General features: G+C 71.8%; 17 protein-coding genes. 15 read left to right on the forward strand and 2 right to left on the reverse strand.

The genetic code is table 11. The features are described 5' to 3' along the window. The first annotated feature begins 86 nt into the window (after positions 1–86). The 3 genes from sdhC to Ani05nite_RS17765 are packed head-to-tail and all read left to right on the forward strand — an operon-like array spanning position 87 to position 3,803. Positions 87–893, forward strand: a complete 807-nt coding sequence (gene sdhC / locus Ani05nite_RS17755) for a succinate dehydrogenase subunit SdhC (protein WP_203769643.1) — start codon at positions 87–89, stop codon at positions 891–893. A gap of 10 nt (positions 894–903) precedes the next feature. Next, complete coding sequence (locus Ani05nite_RS17760; protein ID WP_203769645.1) at positions 904–2,793, forward strand: fumarate reductase/succinate dehydrogenase flavoprotein subunit; 1,890 nt, start codon at positions 904–906, stop codon at positions 2,791–2,793. Then, positions 2,793–3,803, forward strand: a complete 1,011-nt coding sequence (locus Ani05nite_RS17765) for a succinate dehydrogenase/fumarate reductase iron-sulfur subunit (protein WP_203769647.1) — start codon at positions 2,793–2,795, stop codon at positions 3,801–3,803. The genes Ani05nite_RS17760 and Ani05nite_RS17765 overlap by 1 nt, the downstream gene beginning before the upstream one ends. 6 nt (positions 3,804–3,809) lie before the next feature. Here the strand turns inward: Ani05nite_RS17765 and Ani05nite_RS17770 are convergent, their stop codons facing one another. Further along, positions 3,810–4,466 (reverse strand): TetR/AcrR family transcriptional regulator, encoded by a 657-nt coding sequence (locus Ani05nite_RS17770; protein ID WP_203769649.1) that lies wholly within the window; start codon positions 4,464–4,466, stop codon positions 3,810–3,812. A 53-nt stretch (positions 4,467–4,519) separates the two neighbouring features. Between Ani05nite_RS17770 and Ani05nite_RS17775 the strand changes: the two genes are divergently transcribed. Then, positions 4,520–4,870 carry a cupin domain-containing protein gene (locus tag Ani05nite_RS17775; protein ID WP_203769651.1) on the forward strand — a complete coding sequence of 117 codons (351 nt, stop codon included), beginning with the start codon at positions 4,520–4,522 and terminating at the stop codon, positions 4,868–4,870. Between the two features lie 8 nt (positions 4,871–4,878). On the opposite strand, the gene Ani05nite_RS17780 is transcribed toward Ani05nite_RS17775, so the two are convergent. Continuing rightward, positions 4,879–5,718 (reverse strand): alpha/beta fold hydrolase, encoded by an 840-nt coding sequence (locus Ani05nite_RS17780; RefSeq protein ID WP_203769653.1) that lies wholly within the window; start codon positions 5,716–5,718, stop codon positions 4,879–4,881. A 99-nt stretch (positions 5,719–5,817) separates the two neighbouring features. Between Ani05nite_RS17780 and Ani05nite_RS17785 the strand changes: the two genes are divergently transcribed. The 11 genes from Ani05nite_RS17785 (at position 5,818) to Ani05nite_RS17835 (ending at position 15,771) form a co-directional block, all read left to right on the forward strand. Next, on the forward strand, positions 5,818–6,432 hold the full coding sequence (locus Ani05nite_RS17785; protein WP_203769748.1) for an alpha-ketoglutarate-dependent dioxygenase AlkB: 615 nt from the start codon (positions 5,818–5,820) through the stop codon (positions 6,430–6,432). Between the two features lie 184 nt (positions 6,433–6,616). Further along, positions 6,617–7,345 carry an ABC transporter ATP-binding protein gene (locus Ani05nite_RS17790; RefSeq protein WP_203769655.1) on the forward strand — a complete coding sequence of 243 codons (729 nt, stop codon included), beginning with the start codon at positions 6,617–6,619 and terminating at the stop codon, positions 7,343–7,345. 55 nt (positions 7,346–7,400) lie between these two features. After that, positions 7,401–8,141, forward strand: coding sequence for an ABC transporter ATP-binding protein (locus Ani05nite_RS17795; protein WP_203769656.1), 741 nt, complete (start codon positions 7,401–7,403; stop codon positions 8,139–8,141). Between the two features lie 13 nt (positions 8,142–8,154). Continuing rightward, a complete protein-coding gene (locus Ani05nite_RS17800; RefSeq protein WP_203769657.1) occupies positions 8,155–9,033 on the forward strand; it encodes a branched-chain amino acid ABC transporter permease in 879 nt (292 codons plus the stop codon). Further along, positions 9,030–10,076 carry a branched-chain amino acid ABC transporter permease gene (locus tag Ani05nite_RS17805; RefSeq protein ID WP_203769658.1) on the forward strand — a complete coding sequence of 349 codons (1,047 nt, stop codon included), beginning with the start codon at positions 9,030–9,032 and terminating at the stop codon, positions 10,074–10,076. The genes Ani05nite_RS17800 and Ani05nite_RS17805 overlap by 4 nt, the downstream gene beginning before the upstream one ends. Continuing rightward, complete coding sequence (locus tag Ani05nite_RS17810; protein ID WP_203769659.1) at positions 10,073–11,344, forward strand: ABC transporter substrate-binding protein; 1,272 nt, start codon at positions 10,073–10,075, stop codon at positions 11,342–11,344. Before Ani05nite_RS17805 ends, Ani05nite_RS17810 begins: the two co-directional genes overlap by 4 nt. A 96-nt stretch (positions 11,345–11,440) precedes the next feature. After that, on the forward strand, positions 11,441–12,196 hold the full coding sequence (locus Ani05nite_RS17815) for an SDR family oxidoreductase (RefSeq protein ID WP_203769660.1): 756 nt from the start codon (positions 11,441–11,443) through the stop codon (positions 12,194–12,196). Beyond that, positions 12,193–12,975 carry an SDR family oxidoreductase gene (locus Ani05nite_RS17820; protein ID WP_203769661.1) on the forward strand — a complete coding sequence of 261 codons (783 nt, stop codon included), beginning with the start codon at positions 12,193–12,195 and terminating at the stop codon, positions 12,973–12,975. The genes Ani05nite_RS17815 and Ani05nite_RS17820 overlap by 4 nt, the downstream gene beginning before the upstream one ends. Continuing rightward, positions 12,972–13,970 carry a phosphotransferase family protein gene (locus Ani05nite_RS17825; protein WP_203769662.1) on the forward strand — a complete coding sequence of 333 codons (999 nt, stop codon included), beginning with the start codon at positions 12,972–12,974 and terminating at the stop codon, positions 13,968–13,970. Before Ani05nite_RS17820 ends, Ani05nite_RS17825 begins: the two co-directional genes overlap by 4 nt. Continuing rightward, positions 13,970–15,175 (forward strand): acyl-CoA dehydrogenase family protein, encoded by a 1,206-nt coding sequence (locus Ani05nite_RS17830; RefSeq protein WP_203769664.1) that lies wholly within the window; start codon positions 13,970–13,972, stop codon positions 15,173–15,175. The genes Ani05nite_RS17825 and Ani05nite_RS17830 overlap by 1 nt, the downstream gene beginning before the upstream one ends. After that, the gene (locus tag Ani05nite_RS17835) at positions 15,175–15,771 is read left to right on the forward strand and encodes a TetR/AcrR family transcriptional regulator (RefSeq protein ID WP_203769666.1); all 597 of its coding nucleotides are present in this window, start codon (positions 15,175–15,177) and stop codon (positions 15,769–15,771) included. Before Ani05nite_RS17830 ends, Ani05nite_RS17835 begins: the two co-directional genes overlap by 1 nt. Positions 15,772–16,202: the final 431 nt, after the last annotated feature.

Here is a 16,202-nt window from a genome sequence, read left to right on the forward strand (position 1 = left end):
GTTGTAACGTGTGCCACACATTGCGGACGCACACCCCCAGCAGGCGCGCCCGCCGGCAGATGCAGGTCACCGTCAGGGAGACGTCAATGACGACGACGGCAACGAAGCCGGATCCGGGGCGCTCACGCGCCTCGATCGCGGCCAGGACGTTGCGCACGGACCGGTGGTGGTTTCCACCACTGATCACCTTCGTGGGGTTGTCCGCGTGGGTCATCTACGCGACCGTCCGCGTGTTCATGCACAAGTGGTATTTCGTCGAGGAGCACCACTATCTGACCCCGTTCTACTCACCGTGTCTGACCGACCGGTGCGTCGAGGGGTCCGACCTGTTCGGCACCCCGCTACCCAAGTTCTGGTTGATTCCGGAAGCGGCCCTCACGCTGCCGTTCCTGTTGCTCTTCCGCCTCACCTGTTACTACTACCGCAAGGCGTACTACCGCGCCTTCTGGCTGTCGCCGCCGGCCTGTGCCGTGCCCGACGCGCACGAGAAGTACACGGGTGAGACGCGGTTCCCGCTGATCTTCCAGAACCTGCACCGGTACGCGTTCTACGCCGCGGCCATCATCTCGGTGATCAACACGTACGACGCCATCATCGCGTTCCGCTCCGGTGACGAGTTCGGCTTCGGGCTGGGCAACGTGATCCTGCTGATCAACGTGATCATGCTGTGGGCGTACACGTTGTCCTGTCACTCCTGCCGGCACATCGTCGCCGGGCGGTTGAAGCACTTCTCCAAGCACCCGGTGCGGTACCGCTTCTGGCTCTTCGTGTCGAAGCTCAACGCCCGGCACATGCAGCTCGCGTGGATCACGCTCGGCACCCTCGCCCTGACCGACTTCTACATCATGGCGGTCGCGGCGGACTGGTGGCCCGACCTGCGATTCATCAACTAGAGGGCCCCCAATGACGACTCGAATCGAACGACACCACTACGACGTGGTCGTGATCGGCGCCGGCGGCGCCGGGCTGCGGGCGGCCATCGAGGCCCGGCTCGCGGGCAAGCGCACCGCGATCATCAGCAAGTCGCTGTTCGGCAAGGCCCACACGGTCATGGCCGAGGGCGGCGCGGCCGCCGCCATGGGCAACGTGAACAGCCGCGACAACTGGATGGTGCACTTCCGCGACACCATGCGCGGCGGGAAGTTCCTCAACAACTTCCGGATGGCCGAGCTGCACGCCAAGGAGGCGCCGGAGCGCATCTGGGAGCTGGAGACCTACGGCGCGCTGTTCGACCGCACCAAGGACGGCAAGATCTCCCAGCGCAACTTCGGCGGCCACGAGTACCCGCGGCTGGCGCACGTCGGCGACCGGACCGGCCTGGAGCTGATCCGCACCCTGCAGCAGAAGATCGTCTCGCTGCAGCAGGAGGACTTCGCGGAGACCGGCAGCTACGACGCCAAGATCCGGGTGTTCTCCGAGACCACGATCACCGAGCTGCTGCTCGACGGGGACAAGGTCGCCGGGGCGTTCGGCTACTACCGCGAGTCCGGCGAGTTCATCCTGCTCGAGGCGCCCGCGGTCGTGCTGGCCACCGGCGGCGTCGGCCGCTCCTACAAGGTCACCTCGAACTCGTGGGAGTACACCGGCGACGGCCACGCGCTCGCCCTGCGGGCCGGCGCCACGCTGATCAACATGGAGTTCCTCCAGTTCCACCCGACCGGCATGGTCTGGCCGCCCAGCGTCAAGGGCATCCTGGTCACCGAGTCGGTGCGGGGCGACGGCGGCGTCCTGAAGAACACCGACGGCAAGCGGTTCATGTTCAACTACGTCCCCGACGTCTTCCGCAAGCAGTACGCGGAGACCGAGGAGGAGGCGGACCGCTGGTACAAGGACCCGGACAACAACCGGCGCCCGCCCGAGCTGCTGCCCCGCGACGAGGTCGCCCGGGCGATCAACAGCGAGGTCAAGGCCGGCCGGGGTACGAAGGCCGGCGGCGTCCTGCTCGACATCGCCAGCCGGCTGCCCGCCGAGGAGGTCCAGCGCCGGCTGCCCTCGATGTACCACCAGTTCAAGGAGCTGGCGGACGTCGACATCACCAAGGAGCCGATGGAGGTCGGTCCCACCTGTCACTACGTGATGGGCGGCGTCGAGGTCGACCCGGACACGGCGGCGGCCTTCGGCCACGTCGAGGGCCTGTTCGCGGCCGGCGAGGTGTCCGGCGGCATGCACGGCTCCAACCGGCTCGGCGGCAACTCGCTGTCCGACCTGCTGGTGTTCGGCAAGCGGGCGGGCGAGCACGCGGCGGCCTACGTCGACGCCGTCGGCAAGCGGCCCAAGGTGACCACCGGCGACGTGGAGTCGGCCGTGGACGCCGCGCTGGCCCCGCTGAGCCGCGAGGGCGGCGAGAACCCGTACACGCTGCAGCAGGACCTGCAGGCGGTCATGGGCGACCTGGTCGGCATCATCCGCCGCGAGGGCGAGCTGACCGACGCGCTCAAGCGGCTGCAGGAGCTCAAGCTGCGGGTGGCGAACGTCGGCGCGGCCGGCGGGCGCCGGTACAACCCGGGCTGGCACCTGGCGCTGGACCTGCGCAACATGCTGATCGTCTCGGAGTGCACCGCGAAGGCGGCGCTGGAGCGCGAGGAGTCGCGCGGCGGGCACACCCGGGAGGACTTCCCGAAGATGAGCCCGCAGTGGCGGCTGATCAACCTGGTCTGCTCGCTGGACGAGGCCGGCGACGTGCTGCTGGAACGCAAGCCGGTGCCGACGATGCGCCCCGAGCTGCTGGGCCTGTTCGAGCGGACCGAGCTGAGCAAGTACATGACCGACGAAGAGCTCACGGAGGTGAAGTGATGAAGCGTCACTTTCGGGTGTGGCGGGGCGACGCGTCGGGCGGCGAGATCCAGGACTTCGACGTCGAGGTGAACGAGGGCGAGGTCGTCCTCGACATCATCCACCGGCTCCAGGCGACCGAGACGCCGGACCTGGCCTGCCGGTGGAACTGCAAGGCGGGCAAGTGCGGCTCCTGCTCGATGGAGATCAACGGCAAGCCGCGGCTGGGCTGCATGACGCGGATGTCGACCTTCGAAGAGGACGAGACGGTCACGATCACGCCGCTGCGCACGTTCCCGATCATCCGGGACCTGGTCACCGACGTCTCGTTCAACTACGAGAAGGCCCGGGAGACGCCGGCGTTCGCGCCGCCGCCGGGGGTCAAGCCGGGCGACTACCGGATGCAGCAGGTCGACGTGGAGCGCTCGCAGGAGTTCCGCAAGTGCATCGAGTGCTTCCTGTGCCAGAACACCTGCCACGTGGTCCGCGACCACGAGGAGAACAAGCCGGCGTTCTCCGGGCCGCGGTACTTCATCCGCGCCGCCGAGCTGGACATGCACCCGCTCGACGACCGGACGGACCGCAAGGACTACTCCCAGCAGCACCAGGGCCTGGGCTACTGCAACATCACCAAGTGCTGCACCGAGGTCTGCCCCGAGCACATCAAGATCACTGACAACGCGATCATCCCGATGAAGGAGCGCGTGGTCGACAACCGCTACGACCCGCTGGTCTGGCTCGGCCGCAAGATCTTCCGGCGGGACCAGCTGAACGGCAACGGCTCGGGCAACGGCTCCGGCGGCGAGAACATGGCGCCCAGCAGCTCCGAGGGCGTCACCGGCGTCGCGGCCGGCCTGGGCGGCGCGGGCACCCGGCCGCCGGAGGCCCCGGCGGTGAACGCCGACGGCCGGCTGGACGTGGCCGAGTTGCTGTCGCATCAGGCGGGCGGGCCGTCACCGTTCGGCGACGACCAGGAGTTCCCGCTCCGCGACGGGATCACGTACCGGCATCCGGCGCCGGACAAGGACTGAGCAGCATCACGAACGGCCCGCCTCGGCGGGCCGTTCTGCTTGTCCGCCCGGGGTCGCGGAGCCGGCGGCGTCGGCGAGCGCGGCGGCGAGCAGCGCCCGGGCCGTCCAGCGCATCCGCTCGGGGATCTCGGACCGCGGCACCCCGGCCACGTCGGTGAGCCAGACCAGCGCCTCGATGCCGGTGGCGGCCCTGATGGTGCCGGCCAGCCGGGGCACGTCGAGGCCGGGGTGGGTGGCGCGCAGCGGGTCGAGCGCGTCCTCGATCCAGCCGATGGCCCGGCCCTGCCGCAGCGCGGGCCCGTCGCTGTCGGGCCCGGGGGTCAGCGACAGCCGCAGCGCGGCCCGGAGCTGGGGCTCCCATTCGAGGATGATGCGGGCGAACTCGGCCATGGTCAGGTCGAGGCGGGCGAACGGGTCCGCGGGGGCGCCGGCGGGCAGCAGCGAGCGCTGCCGGGTCTCGGGATGGGCCGCCAGCACGAGGGACCGCTGGTTCGGGAAGTAGCGGTACGCCGTCGTGCGGGAGATGCCGGCGGCCTGCGCGACCTCCTCCACGGTCGGTTCCGGGCCCCCTCCGCGCAGCAGCTCACGCGCGGCCAGCAGCAGCGCCTCGCGGGTCCGGAGCTTCTGCCGGGCTCGTCCCGTCGACTCATATGGTACTGGCATACCGTAATGGTACTGTGGTCCCACGAAGCCCGCCGAACCCGTCGAGGTGTGCCATGAGCGATGACCCAGCCGTCAGCAACCCGGACCTCTACCGCGTGGTGATGGAGAACGACCGCGTGCGCGTCCTTGCGTACGCCGACAAGCCCGGCGACCGCACCACCCCGCACCGGCACCCCGACAGCGTGATGGTGACGATGAGCGGCTTCCGGCGGAAGCTGTCCTCCGGCGGCCGGGAGACGGAGGTCGAGCTGGCCGCCGGCGAGGTGCGCTGGCTGGCCGCGCAGGAGCACTCCGGGGAGAACATCGGCGACACCGAGTGCCGGAGCCTGTTCATCGAGCTCAAGGAGCCGGCGCCGACCGCGGCGGCGGACGGCGAGCAGCCCCTCGGGCCCAGCCCCGCCTGAGCACCGCTTCAGGCCGTCCGCAGGAAGCCCGCCACCGTGGTCACGAACCGGTCCGGGTCGTCGAGCCACGGCTGGTGACCGGCCCGCGGCTGGACGACCAGGGTCGCGTCCCCGAACAGCGCGGCGATACCGGCCACGGCGGCGGGCGGGCTGTTCAAGTCGTACTCGCCGGCGAGCAGCAGCACCGGCGTCGGGAAGGAGGCCAGCGCCGCCCGCGTCGCATCCGGCGTGAAGCCCTCGACGTACCGGTCGGCGGCCTCGGCGTTGACCTGGGCCTCGTGCTCGGCGTCCAGCTGCCGCGCGGCGTCGTCCCACCGCCCGTGCCGCAACGGCGCGATCGCGTCCCAGTCGGCCGCCCCGGCCCGGCCCTCGGCGATCCTGGTCAGCGCGGCGGACGCGGCCGGATACCAGGGCTCGTCCCGCCGCAGGTCGGCGACCGCCCGCCGATCGGCCGCGGTGACCGGCACGCCGACGCCGGCGACGCTCGGCGTGATCAGCAGGAGCCGGGCCACGGCGTCCGGGTGCCGGGCGGCGTACTGGGCCACGAGGTTGGTGCCGGCGGAGTGGCCGAGCAGGTCGATCCGGCGCAGGCCCAGGTGCGCCCGCAGCGCGTCGAGGTCCTCGACCAGGCGGTCGCACCGGTACGAGGTGGGGTCCGCCGGCCGGGCGGAGCGCCCGGTGCCGCGCAGGTCGAGCCGGATCAGGCGGCGCCGGGCCGACAAGCCGCCCAGGTCGCCGAGGTAGGCGGCATCCCGCATCGGGCCGCCCGGCACGCAGATCACCGGGTCACCCTCCCCGAGCGAGCGGTACGCGAGCCTGGTGCCGTCCGGCGCGGAGAAGATGGGCATGGCGGGCAGCCTGACAGCCCGGCGCACCACCCGGCAGTCATTTAGCACGCACGTACGAAGGGGCGGTAGAGTGGCGGCGTGACCGCCTATCAGCCGTCGATGCTCGACCTCATGGCCGGCCCGTCCGCCGCCCTGACGCCGCTGCCCGGCCGCCTGGTCCGGCACCGGCTGACCGCGGGCGCCTGGGTCGACGTCTTCCCGGGCTGGGTGCAGGGCTCCGACGCGGTCTTCGAGACGCTGCTGAGCGAGGTCGACTGGCGCGCCGAACGCCGCCCGATGTACGACGGCGTGGTCGACGTCCCCCGCCTGCTGCGCTGGTACGCCGGCAGCGAGACCCTCCCGCACCCGCTGCTGACGCGGGCCCGCGACCAGCTCTCCGCGCACTACGAGCCGGAGCTGGGCGAGGGTTTCGTGACCGCGGGCATGTGCCTCTACCGCGACGGCCGCGACAGCGTCGCCTGGCACGGCGACACGCTGGGCCGCTCGTCCCGCGAGGACACGATGGTGGCGATCGTGTCGTTCGGCTCGCCGCGCAACCTGCTGCTGCGCCCCCGCGCGGGCGGCGCCGAGACGCTGCGCTTCCCGCTGGGCCACGGCGATCTGATCGTGATGGGCGGCTCCTGCCAGCGCACGTGGGAGCACGCGATCCCGAAGACGGCCCGGCCGGTCGGGCCGCGGGTCAGCGTGCAGTTCCGCCCGGTCAACGTCGCCTGACCGGGCCCACGCCGGCCGGATCCCAAACGATCAAGAGCACGGACCGTTGCCAAATGATCGACCTTCGGTAATGTTTCGGGGGCATTGACAAGGCGTCTCAAGAATCTACACTCCAAGTGTAATAACTGCCGCCGACTCATCCTCCATCCCGGACGGTGCGGCGCCCCTCAGTGCCGAGGTGACGATGACCCGACCCGCGCCCGCCACCGACCCCGCCCCCGACGAAGGCCTTTCCCTGCACCGGATCGGCGTCCGGTTCGGCGGGCTCGTCGCCCTCGACGACGTCTCGCTGCGGGTGCCGCCCGGCCGCACGGTCGGGGTCATCGGGCCCAACGGCGCCGGCAAGACCACCCTGTTCAACGTGGTGTGCGGCTTCGTCACGCCGACCTCCGGCCGCATCACGCTCGACGGGCGCCCGCTGCGCCCCCGCCCGCACCGGCTGGCCCGCCTGGGCATCGCCCGCACGCTGCAGGGCGTCGGCCTCTTCGCCGGCCTGACGGTCCTGGAGAACGTCATGGTCGGCGCCGAGCACGCGGGCCACCGACCGGAGAGCGCGTGGGAGGCGCTCGAGCGCTGCGGGGTCGCCCCGCACGCGCACGCCCATCCCGGCGGGCTGCCGTACGCGGTCCGCAAGCGGGTCGCGCTGGCCCGCGCCCTCGTCGCCCAACCGCGCCTGCTGCTGCTGGACGAGCCGGCCGGCGGCCTCGGCGCCGACGAGATCGGGGAGCTGGGCGAGCTGATCACCGGTCTGTCCTGCGCGGTGCTGCTGGTGGAGCACCACATGGACCTGGTCATGGCGGTCTGCGACGAGATCCTGGTGCTGGACTTCGGCAAGCCCGTCGCGCACGGCACGCCGGCCCAGATCCGCACCGACGAGGCAGTGGTCGACGCCTACCTCGGTGCTGCGGCATGAGCGACTGCACCGCAGCGAAGCAAGGGCCAGGAGCGCATGCCCAGGCAGGCCCAGCATGAGCGACCGAACCGCGGCCCGGTCGGGGTCGCTGCTGGAGGCCGAGCAGCTCACCGTCGGGTACGGAGCCGCGCCGGTGCTGCGGGACGTCGGCCTGACCGTGGCCCAGGGGTCGATCACGGCGGTCCTGGGCGCCAACGGGGCCGGCAAGACGACGCTGCTGCGTACCCTCTCGGGCCTGCTCCGGCCGACCGCCGGCCGGGTCGTGCTCGACGGGCAGGACCTGCGCGGGGTCAAGGTCGAGCAGATGGTGCGTCGCGGCGTGGCGCACGTGCCCGAGGGCCGCGGCGTCGTCACCGAGCTGACCGTGGACGAGAACCTGCGGCTGGGCGGCCTGTGGCGCCACGACCGCGCGGACGCCAAGCGCGCCCTGGACGAGGTGTACGAGCTCTTCGAACCGCTCGCCCGGCGCCGGCGCTTCCCCGGCCACCAGCTCTCCGGGGGTGAGCGGCAGATGCTCGCGCTCGGCCGGGCCCTGGTCGGCCGGCCGCGGCTGCTGCTGCTGGACGAGCCGTCGCTGGGCCTGGCGCCCCGGGTGACCGCCCAGATCATGGGCCTGCTGCGCACCCTGCGGGACCGGACCGGGCTGACCGTCCTGCTCGTGGAGCAGAACGTGCGCAGCGCCCTCTCGGTGGCCGACACCGGGATCGTCATGTCGCTGGGCCGGGTCGTCGCCAACGCGGACGCCGCCACCCTGCGCGACGACGAAGACATGCGGCACGCATACCTCGGTTTCTAGCGGAAGGAGGGCGATGGACCGGTTCGTGTTCCTCACGTTCGACGGCCTGAGCCGGGGTGCGGTGTACGCCGCGTTCGCCCTGGCCCTGGTCCTCATCTGGCGAGCCACCCGGATCGTCAACTTCGCCCAGGGCGCGATGGCGGTCGCCACGGCGTACGTGGGCTATTCGGTGTCCGCCGCGACCGGCTCGTACTGGCTCGGCTTCGTCGTCGCGGTGCTCGGCGGGCTGGCCCTGGGCGCGGTGACCGAGCGGGTGGTGATGCGCTTCGTCGACCACTCGTCGCACCTCAACGGGGTGGTCGTGGCGCTCGGCCTGGTGCTGGTCATCCAGGGTGTGCTCGGCATGATCTACGGCAACGAGTTCCGCCCGGCCGAGGCGCCGTTCAGCCGGGACGCCTTCACCGTGGGCGGGATCGCGCTGCTGTCCCGCTTCGACCTGTTCGTCTTCGGCGCCGTCTTCGTCGTGGTGGCGCTGCTCGCCGCGCTGTTCACCCGGACGTCCGTGGGCCTGCGGATGCGCGCCTCGGCGTTCGCGCCCGACGTGTCGCGCCTGCTCGGGGTCAACGTCGGCGGGATGCTGACGCTGGGCTGGGCGCTGGCCGCGGGGGTCGGCTCGCTGGCCGGCATGCTGGTGCTGCCGACCGAGCTGGGCCTGCACCCCAACGCGATGGACATCGTCTTCGTGTCGTCGTTCACCGCGGCCGTGGTGGGCGGGCTGGACAGCACGATCGGGGCGGTCGCCGGCGGGCTGATCGTGGGGCTGCTGCTCTCCTACGTCAGCGGTTACCTGGGCGCCACCGTGGCCCCCATCGCCGTCCTGATCCTGCTGGTCGTGGTGCTGCTGGGCCGGCCCGGCGGGCTGTTCTCCCGATCGGCGGCGAGGGCCGTATGAGCGTGACGCTGGCTCCGAAGGTCTCCGCCGCCCCCCGGCTCACCAGGCAGGCGCGCAAACACCGTCACCTGTTGTGGACGGTGGCCGCCGCCGTGCTCATCCTCGCGCTGACCTATGTCCTGCCGCCGTTCCGCAACTACCAGCTCGCGACCGTCGGGGCCTACCTGTGCGTCACCGCGGGGCTGACCGTCCTCACCGGACTCAACGGGCAGCTCTCGCTCGGGCACGGCGCGCTGATGGCCACCGGGGCCTACACGGTGGCGATGGTGCAGGAGAAGCTGTCCGGCCGGGGTCAGTGGACGCTGCTGGTCGCGGTGCTGGCCGGGATCGCCGTGGCGACGCTCGCCGGCGGGATCGTCGGGCTGGCGGCGGCCCGGCTGCGCGGGCCGTACCTGGCCGGGCTCACGCTGGCGGTGGCGGTGGTGGTGCCGGCCGTGGCCAGCACCTTCGACAAGACCTTCAACAGCGACCAGGGCCTGTCGGTGTACGTCGATCCGCCGCCGCTGGCGCTGGGCGCGACCTTCCCGTACGAGCGCTGGCAGGCGTGGCTGGCCTGGGCGGGCGCGCTGATCACCGTGTTCGGCCTGGCGACGCTGGTCAGCGGCCGGTTCGGCCGGTCGCTGCGGGCCGTACGCGACGACGAGGCCGCCGCCCGCATCGCGGGGGTGAACGTGGCCCGTACCCAGGTCCTGGCCTTCGTGGTCAGCGCGGCCTGCGCCGGGCTCGGCGGCGGGCTGTTCGCCGTGCTGGCCCAGAGCGTCTCCCCCGGCGCGTTCCCGCTGTCGCTGTCGCTGTTCCTGGTGATGGCGATCGTGATCGGCGGGCTGGGCCGGCTGGCCGGCGCGGTCTGGGGCGCGGTGCTGCTGGTGGCCCTGCCGGCCCTGACCCACTCGGTCACCGACTCGATCGACGTCTCGCCCGCGGTCGCCCAGCGCCTGGAGGGCAATCTGCCGCTGGCCCTGTTCGGCATCACTCTGATCATCGTCATGCTCGCCGCGCCCGGCGGTATCGCCTCACTACGACCCAGAAGGAGAAAGGCATGAGACGCATATGGTCCGCGCTCGCCGCGGTCGCCCTGGTCGCCGCCGCCGCCGGTTGCAGCGGTGACGACGGCGGAGGCGGCAGCGGGGGCGGCAACGTGCCCGGTGTGACCGACACCGAGATCCTGGTCGGCACGCACATGCCGCTGACCGGCCCGGCCGCCGCCGGCTACTCGAAGATCGCCCCGGCCACCAAGGCCTACTTCGACTACGTCAACGCCAACGGCGGCGTGCACGGCCGGAAGATCAGCTACAAGATCATGGACGACACCTACAACCCGGCGACCACCCAGCAGGTGGTCCGCGAGCTGGTGCTGCAGGACAAGGTCTTCGCGATCCTGAACGGCCTGGGCACCCCGACCCACACCGGCGTGCTGGACTTCCTCAAGACCAACCGCGTCCCCGACCTGTTCGTGGCGTCCGGCAGCCGCAGCTGGAACCAGCCGGACAAGTACCCGGGCACCTTCGGCTTCAACGTGGACTACACCGTCGAGGGCAAGATCCTGGCCACCCACGTCAAGCAGACCCAGGCCGGCAAGAAGGTCTGCTTCCTGGGCCAGGACGACGACTTCGGGCGGGACGCGCTGGCCGGCATCGAGAAGGTGCTCGGCCCGGTCGCGGCGAAGCAGTCGTACGTGACCAGCAACCCGAACGTCGGCCCGCAGATGGGCGCGCTCAAGCAGGCCGGCTGCCAGGTCGTCATGCTGGCCACCGTGCCCGGCTTCACCGCGCTGAGCCTGGGCACCGCGGCCAAGATCGCCTTCAAGCCGCAGTTCGTGGTCTCGCAGGTCGGCGCCGACCTGGGCACGCTGAGCAAGCAGCTGGGCGCCGCCGCCCCGCTGACCGAGGGCCTGATCTCGGACAACTACCTGCCGCTGAGCAACGACGAGGCCAACCCCTGGATCCAGCTCTACAAGAAGGTCAACGCGGCGCACAACGGCAACGCCGAGTTCGACAACAACATCGTCTACGGCATGTCCGTGGGCTACCTCTTCGTGCAGAGCCTGCAGGCGGCGGGCAAGGATCTGACCCGGGAGGGCCTGATCGCGGCGATCGAGAAGGGCGGCTTCCAGGGACCGGGCCTCGCGCCGCTGCGCTACTCGGCCGACAACCATGCCGGGTACGGCGGCATGCGGCTCTCCAAGGTCGCCGGGGGCAAGCAGACCTATTTCGGCGAGACGTTCGAGACCGACGACGCCGACGGCCCGGTGGCGCCGTACAGCACCCCACCGGCGGCCCCGCCGGCCAACGGCATCCCGGCCGCCTCATAGCACACGGGCCACGCCGGCGAAACGGTTGCGACTCGCCGCCAACCGATGCAGGGTTGGCGGCGAGAGGGTTACTCACTAGTAGGAGGTTCTGACCGGATGACGAAGCTCAGCGGTGCCGTGGCCATCGTGACCGGGGCCAGCCGGGGGATCGGATTCGCCATCGCCCAGCGCTTCGTCGCCGAGGGCGCCCGGGTCTGCATCACCGGACGGGACGCCGGCGCGCTGGAGACGGCGGCCAAGGACCTGGGCGGCCCCGAGGTGGCGATCGGCGTCGCCGGCAAGGGCGACGACCCGGACCACCGCGCCGCCGTCGTCGACACCGTGCTCGGCGCCTTCGGGCCGGTCACCGTGCTGGTCAACAACATCGGCATCAACCCGGCGTACGGGCCGCTGAGCACCCTGGACCTCGGCGCCGCCCGCAAGATGATCGACGTCAACGTGCTGGGCACGCTGGGCTGGGTGCAGGAGGCGCTGCGCGGCGGCCTGGCCGAGCAGGGCGGCTCGATCGTCACCATCTCCTCCATCTCCGGCATCCGGCCCGCCCCCGGCATCGCGTTCTACGGCACCACCAAGGCCGCGCTGATCCACCTCACCGAGGAGCTGGCCGTGGAGCTGGCCCCGCGGATCCGGGTCAACGCGGTCGCCCCGGCCGTGGTCAAGACCCGCTTCGCCACCGCGCTCTACGAGGGGCGCGAGGAGCAGGTCGCGGCGACGTACCCGCTGGGCCGGCTCGGCGTGCCCGAGGACGTGGCCGGCACGGTCGCGTTCCTGTGCTCGGCCGACGCCGCCTGGATCACCGGCCAGACCGTGGTCATCGACGGCGGCGTCACCCTGACCGGCGGGGCCCAGTGAGCGGCCCGGCCCGGGTGGTCGTCACCGGCGCCGGCGGCGGCATCGGCGCGGCCCTGGCCCGCCGGTTCGCGGCCGACGGCGCCCGGGTGGTCGTCAACGACCGGGACCCGGCCGCCGCCGAGGCCGTGGCCGCGGAGATCGGCGGCCTGGCCGTGCCGGGCGACGCCGCGAACGAGGCGGACACGCGCCGGCTCGTCGACACGGCCTGGGCCGAGTTCGGCGGCGTCGACCTGTTCTGCGCCAACGCGGGCGTCCTCACCGCCGGGTCGGCCGACGCGACCGACGCCGCGTGGGAGCGGGCCTGGCAGGTCAACGTCATGTCCCACGTGTACGTGGCCCGCGCGGTGCTGCCCCGCTGGCTGGCCGGGGGCGGCGGGCGACTGCTGTTCACCGTCTCGGCGGCCGGGCTGCTGACGCTGCTGGGCAGCGCGCCGTACTCGGTCACCAAGCACGCGGCGCTGGGCTTCGCGGAGTGGCTGCGGGCCACGTACGCCCACCGCGGCATCACCGTCCAGGCGCTCTGCCCGCAGGGCGTGCGTACCGACATGCTGCTCGGCAGCGGCTCGGACAGCGCCAGCAAGGCCCAGCTCGCCGCCACCGCGATGGAGCCCGCCGACGTGGCGGGCGTGGTGGCCGAGGCCCTCAAGGGCGACAACTTCCTCATCCTGCCGCACCCCGAGGTCGCCGAGTACTACCAGCGCCGGGCCACCGACCCCGACCGCTGGCTGGCCGGGATGAACAAGATCCAGCGCGGCTTCGACGCGGCGGCCCCGGCATGACCGGGCCGCGGGGACTCGACCTGGAGCGGCTCCGGGCCCACCTGGGCTCCGGCCCGCTGACGGCCACCATGTTCGCCGGCGGCCGGTCCAACCTCACGTACGCGGTCACCGACGGCACCCAGCGCTGGGTGCTGCGCCGCCCGCCGCTCGGCCACGTGCTGCCGACCGCGCACGACATGGTCCGCGAGCACAAGGTGCTCACCGCGCTCTCGACGGCCGGCTTCCCGGCGCCGCAGCCGGTGCTGCTCTGCACCGACGTGGACGTGATCGGCGCGCCGTTCTACCTGATGGAGCACGTCGACGGCACGATCTACCGGGACGTCGCCGACCTGGACGCCCTCGGCCCGGCCGCGATGCATTCCCTCGTGCTGGCGCTGGTGGACACGCTGGCCGACCTGCACGCGCTGGACCCGGCCGCGATCGGCCTGGCCGACTTCGGCCGGCCGGAAGGCTTCAACGAGCGCCAGGTGCGCCGCTGGAAGAAGCAGCTCGACGCGTCCCGCAGCCGCGAGGTGCCGGGCATCGAGGAGCTGCACGCCCGGCTGGCCGCGGACATCCCGGACGGCGCCGGCGCGGTGGTGCACGGCGACTACCGGCTGGACAACGTGCTGATCGGGCCGCGGCTGGAGATCAGCGCGGTGCTGGACTGGGAGATGTCGACGCTGGGCGACCCGCTCAGCGACGTGGCCCTGATGCTGGTGTACGCGGGCCGGCCGTTGCTCCTCGAGGGCCGCTCGTCGATCTCCGTACCGGGGCATCCGAGCCTGTCCGAGATGGCCGACCACTACGCCAAGCGCTCCGGCCGGGACGTATCCGACCTGCACTGGTACGTGGGCTTCGCCGCGTTCAAGCTGGCGGTGATCCTGGAGGGCGTGCACTACCGCTACGTTCAGGGTCAGACCGTCGGTGCGGGGTTCGACACCGTTGGCGCGCTCGTCGCGCCGCTGGTGGCTCAGGGACACGAGTCGCTCGACGGCACGCTGGAAGGGAACTGATGGACTTCGCGTTCGACGCGCACACCGAGGACTACCGCAAGCGGCTGCTCGCCTTCCTCGACGAGCACGTCTACCCCGCCGAGGCGACCTTCGACGAGGACTACGCCGGCGACTGGTCCCCGCCGCCGGTCATCGCGCGGTTGCAGGCCGAGGCCCGCGCCGCCGGCCTGTGGAACCTCTTCCTGCCCGGCGAGCACGGCGCCGGCCTGAGCAACCTGCAGTACGCCCCGCTGGCCGAGCTGACCGGCCGCAGCCCGGCGATCGCCCCGCCCGCCCTCAACTGCGCCGCGCCGGACACCGGCAACATGGAGGTGCTGGCCCAGTTCGGCAGCCCGGCCCAGCGGGAGCGCTGGCTGCGGCCGCTGCTGGACGGCTCGATCCGGTCCGCCTTCGCCATGACCGAGCCGCAGGTGGCCTCCTCGGACGCCACCAACATCGGCACCCGGATCACCCGCGACGGCGACGACTACGTGATCAACGGTCGCAAGTTCTACATCTCCGGCGCGATGAACCCGAACTGCCGGATCTTCATCGTGATGGGCAAGACCGATCCGGAGGCCGCCCGGCACGTGCAGCAGAGCATGATCCTGGTGCCCCGGGACACGCCCGGCCTGACCGTGCGGCGCGGCATGACCGTGTTCGGCTACGACGACGGCGACCACGGCGGCCACGCCGAGATGATCTTCGACGACGTCCGGGTGCCGGCGGAGAACCTGATCGGCGAGGAGGGCTCGGGCTTCGCCATCTCGCAGGCCCGGCTGGGCCCGGGCCGGATCCACCACTGCATGCGGCTGATCGGGATGGCCGAGCGGGCCCTGGAGCTGATGTGCCGGCGGGCGCTGGACCGCACCGCGTTCGGCAAGACGCTGGCCGAGCAGGGCGTGGTGCAGGACTGGATCGCCGAGTCGCGGGTCCGCATCGAGCAGGCCCGGCTGCTGGTCCTCAAGGCGGCCTGGCTGATGGACACGGTCGGCAACAAGGGCGCGCACACCGAGATCCAGGCCATCAAGATCATCGTGCCGCGGACCACCGAGTGGATCGTCGACAAGGCCATCCAGGCCCACGGCGCCGCCGGTGTCGGCCAGGACACCCCGCTGGCCCGGCTCTGGTCGCAGGCCCGCACGCTGCGCCTGGCGGACGGCCCGGACGAGGTGCACAAGCGCTCGCTGGCCCGCCGCGAGCTCAACCGCTACCGGGGCGCCTGATGCCGGCCGCCTCACCCCGTCCACCCCAACGCATCGACGGCCGCACGGCCCGCTCGGAACGCACCCGCAACGCCATCGTCGACGCCCACGTGGCGCTGATCCTGGGCGGCGACCTGCGCCCGACGGCGGACCGCATCGCCAAGCAGGCCGGGGTGTCCCTGCGCGCCCTGTGGAGCCACTTCGCCGACATGGAGGCGCTCTTCGCGGCCAGCGGCGAGCGGATCCTGGAACAGCGCGACCAGGCCCACGAGGCGATCCCGCCGGACCTGCCGCTGGCGGCGCGCATCGACGCGTACTGCCACCAGCGGGCCCGGCTGCTGGAGCACATCGCGCCGGCGGCCAAGGCGTCGGCCCTGAAGGAGCCGTTCTCCCCCGCGTTGCAGAGCTACCGTCGCAGCCACACCGACCGGGTCCGGAGCGAGCTCAGGGTCCTGTTCGGCCGGGAGATCAACGGCGACGAGACCCTGCTGGCCGCCCTGACCGCGACCAGCATGTGGCCGACCTGGGGCACGATGCGCGACGCCCTGGAACTCGACCCGGACGCCGCCCGGCTGGTGCTGACCCGCGCCGTCACGGCCCTGCTGACCGGCCGCTGACCGGGGTCCCGGGCGACACGCCAGAAAATCTATCCGTGGAGGACTAGATTTTCTTCGGGGAGTCGGCTAACGTTTCTCTGGTCGAACAAGGAACAAAAAGACGCGGACGTACCGCCCGGCCGTGAGGTCACGACGGGCATGAGCAAGACAGCGGCACCCACGCCTAAGCGGCGGGGTGTTGTGGATCCGCCGCACGTGGCAGGGCCGAGAAGTTGGCGTGGGGCTCTACCACCGGCGGGGAAGTACGCACGTCGTCAGAGCAAGTGGAAGACAGAGGAAAGGGAGGGTTCACGCACCGTTGGATCGCCCGCTTGGACCGCTGTACCGGGTCAGAGCGGACACCGCAGTTTCCATCGAACGAGAGGTGGTCTCCGGTCACGCTTACGCGATCCCTGCACCCGAAACCGTTACACACGGCTGGTGCGGATGAC

Source organism: Actinoplanes nipponensis (genome assembly GCF_016862275.1).
Taxonomy (GTDB): domain Bacteria; phylum Actinomycetota; class Actinomycetes; order Mycobacteriales; family Micromonosporaceae; genus Actinoplanes; species Actinoplanes nipponensis.

Excerpts from the sequence above, each read along its gene's own strand:
- sdhC (WP_203769643.1), top strand. The coding sequence starts at position 87 with ATGACGACGACGGCAACGAAGCCGGATCCGGGGCGCTCACGCGCCTCG.
- Ani05nite_RS17760 (WP_203769645.1), top strand. The coding sequence starts at position 904 with ATGACGACTCGAATCGAACGACACCACTACGACGTGGTCGTGATCGGC.
- Ani05nite_RS17765 (WP_203769647.1), top strand. The coding sequence starts at position 2,793 with ATGAAGCGTCACTTTCGGGTGTGGCGGGGCGACGCGTCGGGCGGCGAG.
- Ani05nite_RS17770 (WP_203769649.1), bottom strand. The coding sequence starts at position 4,466 with ATGCCAGTACCATATGAGTCGACGGGACGAGCCCGGCAGAAGCTCCGG.
- Ani05nite_RS17775 (WP_203769651.1), top strand. The coding sequence starts at position 4,520 with ATGAGCGATGACCCAGCCGTCAGCAACCCGGACCTCTACCGCGTGGTG.
- Ani05nite_RS17780 (WP_203769653.1), bottom strand. The coding sequence starts at position 5,718 with ATGCCCATCTTCTCCGCGCCGGACGGCACCAGGCTCGCGTACCGCTCG.
- Ani05nite_RS17785 (WP_203769748.1), top strand. The coding sequence starts at position 5,818 with ATGCTCGACCTCATGGCCGGCCCGTCCGCCGCCCTGACGCCGCTGCCC.
- Ani05nite_RS17790 (WP_203769655.1), top strand. The coding sequence starts at position 6,617 with ATGACCCGACCCGCGCCCGCCACCGACCCCGCCCCCGACGAAGGCCTT.
- Ani05nite_RS17795 (WP_203769656.1), top strand. The coding sequence starts at position 7,401 with ATGAGCGACCGAACCGCGGCCCGGTCGGGGTCGCTGCTGGAGGCCGAG.
- Ani05nite_RS17800 (WP_203769657.1), top strand. The coding sequence starts at position 8,155 with ATGGACCGGTTCGTGTTCCTCACGTTCGACGGCCTGAGCCGGGGTGCG.
- Ani05nite_RS17805 (WP_203769658.1), top strand. The coding sequence starts at position 9,030 with ATGAGCGTGACGCTGGCTCCGAAGGTCTCCGCCGCCCCCCGGCTCACC.
- Ani05nite_RS17810 (WP_203769659.1), top strand. The coding sequence starts at position 10,073 with ATGAGACGCATATGGTCCGCGCTCGCCGCGGTCGCCCTGGTCGCCGCC.
- Ani05nite_RS17815 (WP_203769660.1), top strand. The coding sequence starts at position 11,441 with ATGACGAAGCTCAGCGGTGCCGTGGCCATCGTGACCGGGGCCAGCCGG.
- Ani05nite_RS17825 (WP_203769662.1), top strand. The coding sequence starts at position 12,972 with ATGACCGGGCCGCGGGGACTCGACCTGGAGCGGCTCCGGGCCCACCTG.
- Ani05nite_RS17830 (WP_203769664.1), top strand. The coding sequence starts at position 13,970 with ATGGACTTCGCGTTCGACGCGCACACCGAGGACTACCGCAAGCGGCTG.
- Ani05nite_RS17835 (WP_203769666.1), top strand. The coding sequence starts at position 15,175 with ATGCCGGCCGCCTCACCCCGTCCACCCCAACGCATCGACGGCCGCACG.